Below are 14,353 nucleotides of genomic sequence, written 5' to 3' on the forward strand. Positions count from 1 at the left end.
ATGCCCGAACGCGCCACCGACGGCCCAGCGTCCTACCATTCCACCGCTGTATCTGACATTAAAATCGATGAAATCCTGCGAATGGCTGAGCATTCGTGAGAAATACCCTTAAATACGAGGGACGGAACCTACAGCCCTTATTTGTCTCCTGGAGCCGCTTTTATCGAGGTTAACGGAACTCACAGCCGCTGATTGGATGGAAACACACCAACTGAGGCAAAACAGGCGAAAATAAGAGCGCTGGGTTCCGTCCCTCGAGCATTCAGCCATGGTACCCGCTCGTGGGAAGATCGAACGTCCATCTTCAAAGAGGGAGACCTAAGTAGTAACTGAAATCAGTCTTATTTCGCTGACATTTCAAACAATGCAAGCTTACTTTGCCTTAACTGACAGCATTGCGCTCTCCGCTCCATCGGCCCAAATCGGACCAACAAGCCATTTTTTATGGCCTATTTTTCGTCCGGCTGCGAAGGCGCGGCAACCTAGATTAGTTAACGCCTAAACCGCTTCCCACAACATATCGTCGATCACATCGAGCAGCCTCGTGTCCATCTTGTCGTTTGGCCGTTTGAGGCAAATGCGCACCCGGCCTTCCACCGAACCGGCCAGCTTGTCCCTGTATTTGTCCACGATATCCGGATTCAGCAGGAAAAACATTAAGCCGTCGCTTCTGCGCGCATAACCGGCAATCGCCTTGCCCTTGCTGAAATAAATCGGAAACCCGTAATCGAGCGATTCTTCGCAATGCTCCACCATCGACATGATTCTGCCGCGCAACAGCAGCAGGTCGGTCAAATCCGTCTGGTCGAAGCGCGTCAAATATTGTTTGACCATCCAATCCATGTGTTATGCTCCTTTCCGCAACTCCATTCCCTCCCATCTTACCCGCGCATACGAAAACGCCGCCAGTGACGGGCTGTCATCTCTTTTGTCATATTGCCGCGTTTGTTGTCATCCGTTTGCCGCAACGACTATATTCCCGCGTCAGGGTTTGGTAAACTTTACACATCAGCACACTAACACGATTGAGCCAAAGGAAGATGCCGCATGCACCGCATTATCATCGCCGACGATCAGCGTCTGCTCCGGGACGGACTGCAGACGATATTGAATTTGGAAGACGACATGGAAGTCGTATCCGTCGCACAGGACGGTCAGGAGGCTTGCCGCGTCGTGCGCGAGCTGCGCCCCGACATCGTGCTGATGGACATCAAAATGCCGATCATGGACGGCATCGAAGCGATGAGACGAATCAAGCGCGACGTGCCGGGCACGGTCGTGCTCATGCTGACGACGTTTGCCGAGGATAAATTTATCGTCGATGCCATGTCGGGCGGGGCCGACGGATTCCTGCTCAAGGATATGCCCGCGGAAAAGGTGGTGCAAACCGTCCGCGACGCGATGGCAGGCCAGTTGATGCTGCCGGCGCCGATCGCCGCCAAACTGGCGGCCCGGCTCGCCGCGTTCGTGCCGTCCGGCGCCGACACGTTCGACGATGCCAAAATCAAGTCGCACGGGCTCGTCTTCACCGAACGCGAGCGCAAAATCATCCTGCTGCTGATCGACGGCTATTCGAACAAACAAATTGCCGCCGCCCTGTTCATGACGGAAGGCACCGTGCGCAACTATGTCAGCGTCATCTACAACAAAATCGGCACAAACGACCGGCAAGCCGCGATCGTGCTGCTAAAGGAGCTGCTGCTCGATGGCACGCTATAGCTGTAGCCGACTGACCGCCGGATGGCCGCGCAAGCTGCTCGCCTGTTTGCTGCTGGCGGCGGCCGTATGCCTGACGGCAATCGACCTTGCAGCGGCGGCAGCGCCCGACAGCCGCGAGACGGACGAGCGGCTGTTCCATTACCCGAATCAATGGAGCGTCTACTGGGGCGATCAGCCCGGCGCCGATGCCGTCTGGGAGAAGCTCGACGCTTCGATGTACGACCGGTTCGCCGAATACCGCGGCATCGTTTGGTTCAAGCGGACGCTCCCGGCGCTGGCCAGCCGCGATCCTTACTTGTTCCTGCGCGACATGCACCGCATCACCGTGTTCATCGATGGCGTGCAGGTGTACGCGACGGACAACCGGCTCAGCATGAAATATGCCCATGCCGGCATGTCCTTCCAGCCCATTCCGCTCGTGGCGGACGACGCCGGCAAACTGGTAACGATTCGGGCGGAATGGGACCGGGATCAGCTGCTGCCGGCCTGGAACATCATCGGCGAACGGTTCGCCCTGCTTCGCAGCTTCGTCGGGGCCGATTGGCGGCTGCTCGTCGTCGTTGTCGTCTTCCTGCTGGCGGGCAGCGTGTCGCTCGTCATGTTCATCCGGGTGCCGAAGGAGCGCATCTTCGCCTGGTTCACGCTGCTCGCTTACAGCGCGGGTATCGGCATCGGGCTGATGATGTCGACGCTGCAATGGTTCGGCGATTTCCGCCACTTGTTCTATTGGCGCGATTTGCTGCTGCCGCTCGGCATTCTGGCGTTTGTCGGGTTTTACGGAGCCGCGCAGGGGGAAAAGCATCGGCGGCCGTATCGATTCGCAACCGGCATCATGCTGACGTTTACTATTGCGGCGGCTGTCTCCGCGATATTCAACCATGTGTTGTATCGCGAAATGCTGCTGAACGGACTGCCGTTCTGTTTTGCCGTCGTGCTAGGCATCGTCACGTATACGCTGTTTCGTGGCGCGCGGCACGAACGTACGGCGGAAATGCGCTGGCTTGTCGGCGGTTACGTCGTGCTGCTGCTGTCCGGAACGATCCATATTTCCAACAATATACCGATCATCCGAATGTGGATTCTCCACGCGTTTCCGGGCCCGATCGGCGACTATGTGCTGCAAGTGCTGCCTGCCGGGTTGCTGATGTTTGCGGCGTGCCTGACGGTCGTCGTCTTCCGGCGCTATACCGCCATGCTCCGCCGACTGAGGCAGTATGCGGAGCAGTTGACTGCGGCGCACGAAGAGATGGTCAAGTTCGACCGGCTGAAGGACGATTTCCTGCGGAATACGTCGCACGAGTTGCGCACCCCGCTGCACGGCATCGCCGGCTTGACGGAATCGCTGCTCGAAGGCGCCGCCGGATCGGTTGCCCCCCCGATGCAGGACAATCTTCGGCTCATCCGCAACAGCGCAAACCGGCTGCTTCACCTGGTGAACGATATTCTCGACCTGTATCGGCTTCAGCACAAAGATGTGACGCTGGCTCCCGCTCCGACCGACGCGCGTGCGGTGACTGAAGCCGTCACCGCCGCGCTGGCGCCGCTGGCAAGGCGCAAAGGACTGGCGCTCGGCGTAAGTGCGGAGCGGCCAGGGCCGGTATATGTACGGGCGGATACGAACCGGTTGGAGCAAATTTTGTACAATCTGATCGGCAATGCGATTCGGTATACCGTGGTCGGTTCGGTATCCGTAACCCTGGAGCAAGCGACCGAATCGGTGCTGATCCATGTGACGGATACGGGGCCGGGCATCCCGCAAGAGCGCATGGAGACGCTGTTCGAGCCGTTCGCCGCCGCGGAAAGCGCGGCCGGAGGAGGCACCGGGCTCGGCTTGTCGATCGCCAAGCGGCTCGTGCAGCTGCACGGCGGCTCCATCGCCGTTCGTTCGGTTCCAGGCGAAGGCACGCGAGTCTCGTTTTCGCTGCTGGCGACGACGGAGCGGCCGGATTCGCATACTGCGGCGCTGGTTGAAGTCGTTTCCTCCCGCTATGCGGAAGAAGCTTCGGCTGCGCCGGTGCTTCCGCTCGCGCCGGGCGACGAGGAAGCGGCGGCGGCGGCCGCTCCGGCGGTTCAGGCGGGCAACGGCGACGGGAACGAAGCGGCAGAGCGGCTCATTATGATCGTGGACGACGAGCCAATCAACGTGCAAGTGCTCGTCCATTACTTGCGCGGCGAAGCTTGCCGCCTGGTTCATGCGCAGGACGGCCTGGAAGCGCTGCGGCTGCTGGACTCGGGCATCAAGCCGGACCTGCTGCTGCTCGACGTGATGATGCCGGGCATGACCGGGTACGACGTATGCCGGCGCATTCGGCAAACGCACGGGCCGAGCGACTTGCCGGTCATTCTGCTGTCGGCGCGCAACCGCGTGTCCGACTTGACCGAAGGGTTCGACGCCGGGGCGAACGATTATTTGTCCAAGCCGTTCTCGCAAGGCGAGCTGCTGGCGCGGGTGCGCATCCAGCTCAAGCTGGGCGAATTCCACGAATCGCTGGAAAAGCTCGTCGGCATCCGCACGACGGAACTGGCCGATCGGACGAAAGAATTGGAAGAGCTGGCGGAAACGTTGGTCGGACGGACGCTGGAGTTGGAAGACCGGACGAAGGAACTGGAGGAAGCGAACACGGCGCTGGCCGGTTCGGTGCGCGAAACGGCGGAGGCGCTGGCGGAAGTGTCGGTTTGGGAAGAGCGCAACCGGATCGCGCACGAAATCCACGATGTCGTAGGCCACACGCTGACGGCAACGATCGTGCAACTGGAGGCGGCCCGCAAGTTGGCGGACCGGGATTTGGCCAAGTCGGTCGAGAAGCTGGATCTGGCGCGCGATTCGGTGCGCAAAGGACTGGACGAAATTCGCCGCTCGGTGCGAATGCTCAAGGATGAGGGCGGCGGCTTCGATCTTACGGTTGCGCTGCAGGAGCTCATCACGGAGACGACCTGCGGCACCGGCGTTTCGTTCGAGCGCCGCATCAGTGCGCTGCCGCAAGTAAGCGAATTGATGGGGCGCGTCGTGTATCACTCGCTCATGGAAGGCATTACGAACGGCATTCGCCATGGGCGCTGCCGGGCGTTCGCCTTCGAACTGTACGCGCGGGAGAACACGCTGCACTTCCGGCTCGTCAACGACGGCGTCGTGTACGGCTCTTCCCGGCCTGGCTTCGGCTTGACCGCGCTTATGGAGCGGGTGCACCTGCTCGGCGGCACGGTGCGCATCGGCGCGGCGGACGCCGCCGAGCTGCCGGCGGCGAGCGGCGGAGCCGCGGCAGCCGGCAATCCGGCCGGCTGCGCGCTGACGATCACGCTGCCCCTGCGGCAGGAGTAATTATTTTGCCGGCGATTGAAGCGTATCCGGGCCGGTGAAATACAGCCAGCGTCCGTCGCCGCTGCCGCCGACGAAGGCAAACAGGTCGGTTGCGGCCAGCTTCGCGATCGGTCGGGATTCCCCGCTGTCCGCATCGTAGACGAAAAACTCGTGATAAGCGTTCGATTTCCCTTCGGTCGCCGCATGATATTTGGCAGAAACGTAAGCATGAGTGCCGTCTATCCAAAAATACGGACTTGTGCCCGGCATCGGCGGCAAAACCTGTTCGTTCCCGCGGTATAAGCCGCCGTTGTCGTAGTACCGGTATACGTCATCGTAGGACGCAAGGAAGCCGGCATTCGCCGACTGCTGCTCCGGCAGCGGCGATTCCCATTTCTCCAGACGCCCCTTTTGCCAATTGTAGCGATAAAGAATTTCCACGCTGATCCGCACCGGGTCGAGGCGATACATGCTCGTGTAGACGAACTTCCCGTCATCTTTAAACAGAATCGGCATTCGGCCGTCCGAAATCATGTTTTCCTGCAGTTCGCCGAGCAGCGTCTTCTTGTGCGTGAAGGTTTGGCGCGTGTGCAGGTCGTAAACGATCAGATCGAGATCGGCCGTCTGGCCCTCTTCGCCTGCCGCCATCAGCACGTAACGGCGGTCGCGGCTGATTCCGGCTCCGTATACGAATGCATCCACATGGACGTCGTAAGCCGTGTCGCTTGGGGGCACCGTCGGGCCGCCATCCGGCCTGGCATAGAAGAAGCCGCGCGTATCGGCGACAAAATCGCCTTTGCCCCAATACGTCGTCGTCAGCTCGACCGGATAAGCGGCAAATTTGCCTTCGGCGGAGTCGAATACCCCGTACAGCTTGGGATACGGCGCATCGCATTCGCACGTTTCCGTATAGCGCGACGCCAGCATGTAGCGCGGATCGCCCGTCAGCGTGTGCAGCCAATACGGCTGTTCGAGCGTGCCCGCCCGTTCGAGCTTGCCGCCGTCTGTGGCCAAACGCCACAGCTGCTGCGTTTTGGTGACGATGGCGTGGAACGAGGGCGTGTCGCGAAGCGTCAAGCCTGCCGCGGTACGCGCATCGTTCGCGTTCAGCGTGTACTGCACGCGAATGAGGATATCGGCGGCCGCCGAGCTGACGCTCAGCTTCAGTTCGGTGTCGCTGCGCCAATCGAAGGCGAGCTTGAAGTCGTCCGCGGGGGACGCGCTCTGTTTGGTCATGTTGGCGGCCAGCGCCGATTCAGCCGAGGCGCGGTCCATGCTTTCGCGGAAATGCAGCGTATACGTTTGCGGCGTTTCGGCGACCGTTGTGCGGATGGGCGCCTGCAGCCGCGGTTCGTCGTCGAGCGTAATCGCCACCGCGTGTTCGCCGTCTTCGACGTAACGCGGCGATGTGGCGCTCGCCGCTGGCGATGTCGCTGTCGGCGCCGGCGTGGCGCTCGCCGCTGGCGATGTCGCTGTCGGCGCCGGCGTGGCGCTCGCCGCTGGCGATGTCGCTGTCGGCGTTGGCGTGGCGCTCGCCGCTGGCGGTTCTTTCCGTTCTCCGCCGAAACACCCGCCCAGCAAACTCGCCGTCAGCAGCAGCAAAATCGATACTTTTCTCTGTTTCATCCCTTGCCGGTTCCCCTTCCATCTGCGTCTCCCGTCATTCCAATAGACGCCGGCCACAGCAGGGAAGTTGCAAGCGCTCCGTTCTACAAAATAAGCCATGTTTGATTGGCTATTCCGCCAAAAACGACCACTAACACAAAAATAGCCAGCGAAAACGCTGGCTATTTCCTCCGAAGCGGTCAATCAAGCGCCAACAAGCCATTTTTTATGGCCTATTTTTCAAGAGCTCCGCTTACTCCGCCCAGTTCCCCTTGCGGAACACAGGCACCGTCTCGCCATTCCCGGCGATGCCGTCGATGTCCATCTCGGCCGAGCCGATCATGAAATCGACGTGCGTCGCGCTGTTGTTCAGCCCGAGCTCGGCCAGCGCTTCGCGCGACATGTCCTTGCCGCCCTCGATGTTGAACGCGTAGCCGCTGCCGATGGCCAGATGGTTCGACGCGTTCTCGTCGAACAGCGTGTTGTAGAACAGCAGGTTCGACTGCGAAATCGGCGACCGGTGCGGCACCAGCGCCACTTCGCCCAAATACCGCGCGCCTTCGTCCGTATCGAGCAGCCGCTGCAAAATGTCGAGCCCGGCCTGCGCCTCCGCCGCCACAATGCGGCCCTCCTCGAACGTCAGCTTGAAGCCGTCGATCAGGTTGCCGCCGTAGCTGAGCGGCTTCGTGCTCGACACGTACCCGTTCACGCCGCCGCGGAGCGGCGCGGTGAACACTTCCTCCGTCGGCATGTTCGCCATGAAGGACACGCCTTTGGAATCGACGCTGCTCGCGCCGACCCATAGGTGCTTCTCCGGCAGCTCGACGGTCAAGTCGGTGCCCGGCGCGCGGTAGTGCAGCTTGCGGAATCGTTTGCCGTTCAGCCAGTCGACTTTCTTGTGCAGCGCCGCGTTATGGGCCGCCCAAGCCTCGGCCGGATTGCCTTCGTTCAGCCGCACGGCGGCGAAGATCGCGTCCCACAGCTTGCGCACCGCTTCGTCCGGCGTTTCGCCTGGGAAAACTTTCACCGCCCAGTCCGGCATTGCCGCGGCAACGACCGTCCAGCTCATCTTGTTCGCCTGCACCGCCCGGCGGAAATTAGCCAGCCCGGCGCCCGACGCTTTCTGGAAATTGCCGATCCGCTGCGGATCGATGCCTTTGAGCAAATCCGGATTCGGCGACACGATCGAAATGAACGAAGCGCCCGCATCGACGAACGCATTGCGTTTGGCCGTCTCCCATTCCGGATAGACGGTGAACACTTCGTCCGCCGCATGTTCGTACTTCAAACGCGACAATGCTTCGTCGATCCAATCGACGTGAACGTTGCTCGCTCCCGCCGCGTACGCTTTGGCTGCGACTAGCCGAACGAGCGGCGCCATTTCCACCGCTCCGCTGACGAATACTTGCTGACCGCCTTGCACGTTGACCCCGACTTTGACGATCAAATCCGCATAACGCTCCAATTGTTCATGGAATGATGACATAACGTTACTCCCTTCTGGCCCGCAAAATTTTCACCCTTACCCTGTCATTGCCATTCTGCCATTCGTATTGTATCCTGCCCCCGCGCGGATTAGTCCTCCGCCGGCCGGTCGGCCGGAAACGTCAGGCCGATTTGCCGTCGCGCCTCGTCCATAACGGCAAGCGTCGCGCGCGAAACGGCGTGCGTATTGACCGCCGACTCGGGCCGGCCGCCGGCGCAAAGCGAAATGAACTCCGCCAGCTCGTAGTACATCGGCCGGTTCGGCAGCGGCGGCGTGATGTCTTCCGTCCGCCCGTCGCGGTAATGGACGACCGCCCGCTCCGGCTTGTTGATATGATCCACGACGAGCGTCGCCAATTCGCCTTGAAACTCGGACGGCGCATACGAATCCGTAATTTTCGAATGCGCGACGATCGCTTCCATCTCCGGATAAGAAAGCAGCAGGCTGCCTTCCCCATCGACGCCGGAAGCAAGCATGTACGCGTTGGCGGACACGCGCTGCGGCGGGCCAAACAGCGCCACCAACGGGTACAGGCAATAAATGCCGAGGTCCATCAGCGAGCCGTTCGACAGCGACGGATCGAACGCGTTCAGTACGTTGCCCTGCTTGTACGCGTCATAACGGGACGAATATTTGCTGACGTTGGCGAAGACGCGCCGCAGCGGGCCAAGCGCCGGCAACTGCTCGCGAATGGCCGCAAATGTCGGCATCAGCGTCGATTTGACCGCCTCCATCAGCACGACGCCGTTCGCCCGCGCCGCCGCCGTCATCGCGTCGAACTCGCGCACGTTTGAAGCGACCGGCTTCTCGCACAGCACGTGTTTGCCGCGCTCCATGCAGGCGATCGCCTGCGCCGCATGAAGCGCGTTCGGGCTGGCGATATAAACCGCGTCGACAAGGCCGCTGTCCAGCATGTCCCCCAGATCGGTAAACACCGCCGGATCGCCGGATCGCGCCGCAAATGCCCTGCCTTTCTCCTCCGTGCGCGAATAAACCGCCGTCAGCCGAAACTCGCCATGCTCCGCCGCCGCTTTCAGAAATTCATCCGTGATCCAGTTGGTGCCGATGATGCCGAATCTCATGTATGCCAGGCCTCCCTCAATCTCGTTCCAGTTCGATGCCAAAATAACGCCGCAACGCCTCCCGGTACGCTTCGCCTTGGGCTGGCACGAAGGCGTCGACCCCTTGCGGCGTAAAAATCCGAAACTCGTCGCCGGCTACCGTATTGCGGCCTTCCTTCGTCCGGATCGCCAGCATCGGCGCCTTGCGGAAAATCGACTCCGGCGCGTGTTCGCACCAATAGGAAGCCGTGATGAAATCGATCGGCAGCTGCGGCTCTTCGGTGAACGAATAAATGCGCTGCCACGCCTCCTTCCGCCACTCGCACAGCAACCAGCCAAAATAGGCGTCACGCTCCATCCGGTACAATTCGTCGCCTTGCGGCTGCTCCACCCCTTCGGCCAGCAGCACGGGACGGCGCGGCACGATGCCGCCGACGCCAACGTCGCACAAATACGGCTTCCCTCCCGCGTAGGCGCGCAGCACGTGATGACGACGCTTCGGCGGCAAATTGGGCGTATCCCGCCAGAAGCGGCCGAACAGATCGGTCGTCTGATAACCGAGCTCGCGCAACAGCCAGCCGAACAAAGCGTTCAGTTCGAAACAGAAGCCGCCGCGACGGCGGACGACAATTTTATCGTACAGGTGCGGAATGTCCAGCGTGAGCGGCACGCCGCGCAAAATGTCGAGATTCTCGTATGGCACCGCATGCAGGTGCCTCTCCTGCAGTTCGGCCAGCGTTTCGGCGCTGCCGTCCGGCACGCCGGCATATCCGATCCGATTCAGATAGGCGCGCACTTCGGGTTTCAGGCTTTCATCGGCCAGTGGCATTCGATCGGCTCCTTCGGGAAGGGCAACCGGCTTCGCAGACTGGTAACCGGCCCCATTCATAGTCCTTCCCATCATATCAAGGCGACAGCCGTTTCAACAAGTCGAAATCCAGTCTGAAATAACGGCGGCCGGGCATATTTTTGCTAGAGAACGCATATTATTAATAGAGGAAAAGAAAGGAAAATCGTGGGGAAAAGGGTGCAAGCGCAATGAAATCATTCGCCGTATTGCTGCAGCAACTGACAACATGGCTGACTTCGTTCTCGTGGGTCAATCAGTTGTTGCCGCTGCGTCTTCTGCTGCTGTTCGGAGGGCTGGGTCTGTCGCTCGCCGACGATGTGATGTACCGGTTTCTGTTCGACTACTCGTCAGGTTACCGCGTGTACGACTTTCTGTTCAACACGATCCCGCTTTCGTCTATCGGCGCGCTCGCCTTTCTCGCCGGCGCCTGGCTGACGCTTGTTTCGCCCGACGTGAAGCTGCTGCCGATCGGCTTGTGGGGCAAGGCGTTCGTCATCCTGTTCCCGTTCTCCGGCTGGTTTCTGAACTCGCTTCTGATGGCCGCCATGTACGTATGGCTCGGCTATTTGCTGTACCGGTTCACGGCGTCCGCCGAAGCGACGAACCCGAACCAAACCACTTCGATGTAAGCGTCAAAAAAACGAAATCGCCCATGCCTGCTCGCGGCATGGGCCTATTTGTCGCGCCAAATATCGGAAACGGAAGCTTGCAAACTTTTTTCCCGGAACCGCGTCTAATAAAGTAGACTTATAGAGCCGGGATGGGATTGTGATGAAGCGACACCAACAAAGGCCGCTGGCGATCAGCATGGGCACCCTTGTGCTGCCTTTGCTGTTTCTATTGCTGACTTCCACCGCCACGATACAGAAACAGCACAACAGCCTGGCGGAACGCCGGGAGAACGCTTCCGTCCAGCCATCTCCGCTGCCGACAGCCGAACCGTCGCCCACCGTGCCGCCCAAGCAGGCGCGCATCGTCGTCATCGACGCCGGGCACGGCAACGCCGATCCGGGAGCCGCCGGCGCCAGCGGCAAGGAAGAGAAGGAATACACCCTCGCCGTAGCACAAGCGGTGTACGCCGAATTGAAAGCGGATTCGAGATTCGAGCTGCATTTGACCCGGGGCGACGATTCGTACGTCGAGCTGCTCAGCCGGGCGGCGCTGGCCGAAGAGCTTCACGCGAGCGCGCTTGTTTCCATTCATGGCAATACGTTCACCAGCCGCAGCGTATCCGGCACCGAAACGTATTTTTACGATGACAACAGCAGCGAGCTTGCCGGGTTGATTCATTCCCGTCTGCTGGAAGCGATGCACTTTCGCGACCGCGGCGTCAGACGCAACGATTGGAAAATTTTAACCCATAGCAGCATGCCCGCCGTCCTCACCGAAATCGGTTATTTGACGAATCCGCAGGAAGAAGCGGCCATGCTCGCGGAAGACGGCATCCGCCGCGCCGCGCAGGCGATTGCCGCCGCGTTGACCGAATTTTTCTTTCCCGCGGCCTGACCGCGTGCCTCTTACCAGGCGGTATACCCGCCATCGATCGAAAATACGGCGCCCGTCGTAAACGACGACGCTTCCGACGCGAGATAGACCGCGATGCCCTGCAGTTCGTCCGGCACGCCCGGACGGCCCATCGGCGTCATGCTCATCCATCGTTCGATCAGCGCGCCGCCCTCGCGGAAAAATTTGTCCGTCAGCTCGGTTTTCATATAGCCCGGGGCAATCGTATTCACCCGCACGCCGTGCGGCGCCCACTCCGCCGCCAGCGTCTTCGTAAGCGAAATGACCCCCGCCTTCGACACGTTGTAAGCGACCTGATTCTGCGGCGTGTTGACGATAATGCCGGACATCGACGAGATGTTGATGATCGAGCCTTTGCCTTGCCGGATCATCTGGCGGCCGACCTGCTGAGACATGAGGAACACGCCGTTCAGGTTGACGTTGATGACGTCGAGCCAGTCCTGGTAAGCCATCTCTTCGGCTTTCGCATTTTTGACGATGCCGGCGTTGTTGAGCAGCACGTCGATTTTGCCGAATTCGCGCAAAGTCTCCGCGCACACCCGCTCCGCATCCTCCGGCTTGCTTACATCCGCCTCGACCACATGCGCGCGCACGCCGTATTGCTCGCGCAGCTCGGCGGCGGCCTTGTCGGCATTGCCGCGGTTCAGGTCCGCGATGACAAGATCGGAGCCCATCTCCGCCAATGCCGCCGCCATCGCCCTGCCGAGCCCGACGGCTCCTCCCGTCACGATCGTCGCGTACCCTCGCAGCTGCAGCTTCTCCATAATCCCCATCCGAATCGCTCCTTTATGTTTGGTCCCCGGTGTCAGCCGGCTGGTTGGAACCGGATCGTAAACGCCGTTCCTTTGCTGCTGCTCTTGACATCGATGGTTGCCCGGTGCCGCGCGGCAATGCTGTAGCACACCGCCAGGCCGAGCCCCGTCCCGTTCTCCTTGGTGGTGAAGAACGGCGTGCCCAGCTTCTCCACATACTCTTCCTTAATTCCGCTCCCCTGATCTTCCAGTTTCAGAACGACCGCATTTCCTTCCATATAGGTGCTGATCGTAAACGCCCCGCCCGGCGCCATGGCCTCCAGCCCGTTGATCGCCATATTCAGGATCAGTTGGCGGATTTCCTTCTCATCCAGCTGCAAAGAGCCGATTTCCCCGTAGTTGACGTGAAAATGTTTGTCCGACAGCATCGCTTCCGCCTGAATGAGCGGCTGCATCGAGGCGATGATTTCGTTGAGATGGGCCTCTTCGAAATGGGTCGTCTTGTTTTTGGCTAGCGACAGAAATTCGGTGATGATGCCGTTCGCGCGGTTCAGTTCCTCCAGCATGATGTCGATGTATTCGACGGCCATCGATTGATTTTTTTTCGACATTTGCAGGAAGCCGCGGATCGTCGTCATCGGATTGCGTATTTCGTGGGCGATGCCCGCCGCCATTTCCCCGATCAGATTGAGCCGGGCGAGCTTCGCCATCTCCTTCTCCCACGCGACCCGCTCCTCGCTGGCTATAATCAGCTCGCGGGTTCGTTCGCGGACGAGGCGCTCCAAGTAGTCGTATTGGTTCTGATGAAAGCGATGCATCTGCACGAAAGCGTCGACTTTCAGCTTCAGCACTTCGGGATGGAACGGCTTGAACATGTAGTCGATCGATCCCGCCTGGTAGCCTTGCAGCACATGTTCCGCCGATTTGTTGATCGCCGTGATGAAAATGATCGGGATATCCTTCGTTTTCTCGCGGTCCTTGATCAGCTTGGCCGTTTCGAAGCCGCTCATGCCCGGCATTTGCACGTCCAGCAGGATCACGGCCACATTCTGCATGTCTTCCCGCATCGTATAGCGCAGCGCATCTTCGCCCGAGCGAAGCCCGATCAGGCGATAATCGGGAGAAGAAAGCACCGCTTCCAGCGTCAGCAAGTTTTCGGGACGGTCGTCTACCATCAAAATATCGACTTTGTTCTCCATGGTCTGCTCTCGTTCACCCTATTTCCGATATATTTTCTCTTTGGCATCCCATTCTTCCAAAGATACCGCATGCGTCTTGAGCAGCCCTTCCTTGCTGCCCAGACACAAAAAACCGGCATGCACGAGACTTTCGCTAAACAGTTGGACCACGCGCCGCTGCAGAATCGGGTTGAAATAGATGAGCACATTCCGGCAAACGATGACGTGAAACTCGTTGAAGGAATGATCGACCGCCAAATTGTGCTGCGAAAACATCATGTTTTCCGACAAATACGAATGGAACGCAACCCCGCTTTCCTGCACCGAATAATAGTTTGAGAACGCTTCCTCTCCTCCGGATTGAAAGTAGTTTTTCGTATAAAGCTGCATCTTGTGCAGCGGAAATACGCCGCGCTCCGCCAGTCGCAGCACCTGCTCGTTCATGTCGGTAGCGTACAGCATCGTCTTGTGGTACAACCCTTCCTCGTGCAGCACAATCGCCATCGAATACACTTCTTCCCCGGTCGAGCAACCGGCATGCCAGATGCGGATCGCCGGGATGGAGCGAAGATAAGGAATCATTTGGCGCCGGAAGGCGAGGAAAAAACCGGGCTCGCGAAACATTTCGGTGACGTTGACCGAAAAGTCGGCGAGCAGCCGATCCATCGCTTTGCGTTCGTGCAGCACTTTGTCGAGCAAGGCGAGAATCGAAGGCTGGTTCTCCCCGCGCATGCGGCTCAGGATGCGGCGCCGCGTCGACGGGAACGAATAATTGCGGAAGTCATAGCCGTTGTACCGGTAGATGCCTTCGAGCAGAAGCGCAATTTCCAGCTTCTCGATCTCCTCGTGGGCAGACAACGATTCGTCGCGATGGATCATG

Annotated in this window: 12 protein-coding genes; 4 read left to right on the forward strand and 8 right to left on the reverse strand. The window is 59.9% G+C overall.

Annotation, left to right across the window (positions count from 1 at the left end; translation table 11 throughout):
• Positions 1–498: 498 nt before the first annotated feature.
• On the reverse strand, positions 499–843 hold the full coding sequence (locus EXY20_RS35240; protein WP_135557123.1) for a hypothetical protein: 345 nt from the start codon (positions 841–843) through the stop codon (positions 499–501).
• Positions 844–1,047: 204 nt separating this feature from the next.
• Here EXY20_RS35240 and EXY20_RS35245 point away from each other — a divergent pair, with 204 nt between their 5' ends.
• A complete protein-coding gene (locus EXY20_RS35245; protein ID WP_135557124.1) occupies positions 1,048–1,719 on the forward strand; it encodes a response regulator transcription factor in 672 nt (223 codons plus the stop codon).
• The gene (locus EXY20_RS35250) at positions 1,706–5,038 is read left to right on the forward strand and encodes an ATP-binding protein (RefSeq protein WP_135557125.1); all 3,333 of its coding nucleotides are present in this window, start codon (positions 1,706–1,708) and stop codon (positions 5,036–5,038) included. Before EXY20_RS35245 ends, EXY20_RS35250 begins: the two co-directional genes overlap by 14 nt.
• On the opposite strand, the gene EXY20_RS39605 is transcribed toward EXY20_RS35250, so the two are convergent.
• From EXY20_RS39605 to EXY20_RS35270, 4 genes are all read right to left on the reverse strand, one after another.
• Positions 5,039–6,643, reverse strand: coding sequence for a hypothetical protein (locus EXY20_RS39605; RefSeq protein ID WP_207671390.1), 1,605 nt, complete (start codon positions 6,641–6,643; stop codon positions 5,039–5,041).
• A 232-nt stretch (positions 6,644–6,875) separates the two neighbouring features.
• Positions 6,876–8,108, reverse strand: coding sequence for an aminopeptidase (locus EXY20_RS35260; protein ID WP_135557126.1), 1,233 nt, complete (start codon positions 8,106–8,108; stop codon positions 6,876–6,878).
• A gap of 89 nt (positions 8,109–8,197) precedes the next feature.
• The gene (locus EXY20_RS35265; protein ID WP_135557127.1) at positions 8,198–9,190 is read right to left on the reverse strand and encodes a Gfo/Idh/MocA family protein; all 993 of its coding nucleotides are present in this window, start codon (positions 9,188–9,190) and stop codon (positions 8,198–8,200) included.
• A 16-nt stretch (positions 9,191–9,206) separates the two neighbouring features.
• Positions 9,207–9,998, reverse strand: a complete 792-nt coding sequence (locus EXY20_RS35270; protein WP_135557128.1) for an arylamine N-acetyltransferase family protein — start codon at positions 9,996–9,998, stop codon at positions 9,207–9,209.
• A 209-nt stretch (positions 9,999–10,207) separates the two neighbouring features.
• Here EXY20_RS35270 and EXY20_RS35275 point away from each other — a divergent pair, with 209 nt between their 5' ends.
• The gene (locus EXY20_RS35275) at positions 10,208–10,648 is read left to right on the forward strand and encodes a hypothetical protein (RefSeq protein WP_135557129.1); all 441 of its coding nucleotides are present in this window, start codon (positions 10,208–10,210) and stop codon (positions 10,646–10,648) included.
• 142 nt (positions 10,649–10,790) lie between these two features.
• Positions 10,791–11,525 carry an N-acetylmuramoyl-L-alanine amidase family protein gene (locus tag EXY20_RS35280; RefSeq protein WP_135557130.1) on the forward strand — a complete coding sequence of 245 codons (735 nt, stop codon included), beginning with the start codon at positions 10,791–10,793 and terminating at the stop codon, positions 11,523–11,525.
• Between the two features lie 11 nt (positions 11,526–11,536).
• On the opposite strand, the gene EXY20_RS35285 is transcribed toward EXY20_RS35280, so the two are convergent.
• From EXY20_RS35285 to EXY20_RS35295, 3 genes are read right to left on the reverse strand one after another with little or no spacing between them, the layout of a single operon-like run.
• The gene (locus EXY20_RS35285; protein ID WP_135557131.1) at positions 11,537–12,316 is read right to left on the reverse strand and encodes an SDR family oxidoreductase; all 780 of its coding nucleotides are present in this window, start codon (positions 12,314–12,316) and stop codon (positions 11,537–11,539) included.
• Between the two features lie 32 nt (positions 12,317–12,348).
• A complete protein-coding gene (locus EXY20_RS35290; RefSeq protein ID WP_135557132.1) occupies positions 12,349–13,494 on the reverse strand; it encodes a response regulator in 1,146 nt (381 codons plus the stop codon).
• Positions 13,495–13,512: 18 nt separating this feature from the next.
• On the reverse strand, positions 13,513–14,352 hold the full coding sequence (locus tag EXY20_RS35295) for a CheR family methyltransferase (protein ID WP_135557133.1): 840 nt from the start codon (positions 14,350–14,352) through the stop codon (positions 13,513–13,515).
• Position 14,353 lies beyond the last annotated feature (1 nt).

Origin of the sequence: Paenibacillus cymbidii, from assembly GCF_004764705.1 — a bacterium.
Lineage (GTDB): Bacteria > Bacillota > Bacilli > Paenibacillales > NBRC-103111 > Paenibacillus_AN > Paenibacillus_AN cymbidii.

What these genes read in the sequence shown, in the direction of transcription:
- EXY20_RS35240 (WP_135557123.1), bottom strand. Translation starts at nt 843, where the DNA reads ATGGATTGGATGGTCAAACAATATTTGACGCGCTTCGACCAGACGGAT.
- EXY20_RS35245 (WP_135557124.1), top strand. Translation starts at nt 1,048, where the DNA reads ATGCACCGCATTATCATCGCCGACGATCAGCGTCTGCTCCGGGACGGA.
- EXY20_RS35250 (WP_135557125.1), top strand. Translation starts at nt 1,706, where the DNA reads ATGGCACGCTATAGCTGTAGCCGACTGACCGCCGGATGGCCGCGCAAG.
- EXY20_RS39605 (WP_207671390.1), bottom strand. Translation starts at nt 6,643, where the DNA reads ATGAAACAGAGAAAAGTATCGATTTTGCTGCTGCTGACGGCGAGTTTG.
- EXY20_RS35260 (WP_135557126.1), bottom strand. Translation starts at nt 8,108, where the DNA reads ATGTCATCATTCCATGAACAATTGGAGCGTTATGCGGATTTGATCGTC.
- EXY20_RS35265 (WP_135557127.1), bottom strand. Translation starts at nt 9,190, where the DNA reads ATGAGATTCGGCATCATCGGCACCAACTGGATCACGGATGAATTTCTG.
- EXY20_RS35270 (WP_135557128.1), bottom strand. Translation starts at nt 9,998, where the DNA reads ATGCCACTGGCCGATGAAAGCCTGAAACCCGAAGTGCGCGCCTATCTG.
- EXY20_RS35275 (WP_135557129.1), top strand. Translation starts at nt 10,208, where the DNA reads ATGAAATCATTCGCCGTATTGCTGCAGCAACTGACAACATGGCTGACT.
- EXY20_RS35280 (WP_135557130.1), top strand. Translation starts at nt 10,791, where the DNA reads ATGAAGCGACACCAACAAAGGCCGCTGGCGATCAGCATGGGCACCCTT.
- EXY20_RS35285 (WP_135557131.1), bottom strand. Translation starts at nt 12,316, where the DNA reads ATGGGGATTATGGAGAAGCTGCAGCTGCGAGGGTACGCGACGATCGTG.
- EXY20_RS35290 (WP_135557132.1), bottom strand. Translation starts at nt 13,494, where the DNA reads ATGGAGAACAAAGTCGATATTTTGATGGTAGACGACCGTCCCGAAAAC.
- EXY20_RS35295 (WP_135557133.1), bottom strand. Translation starts at nt 14,352, where the DNA reads ATGATCCATCGCGACGAATCGTTGTCTGCCCACGAGGAGATCGAGAAG.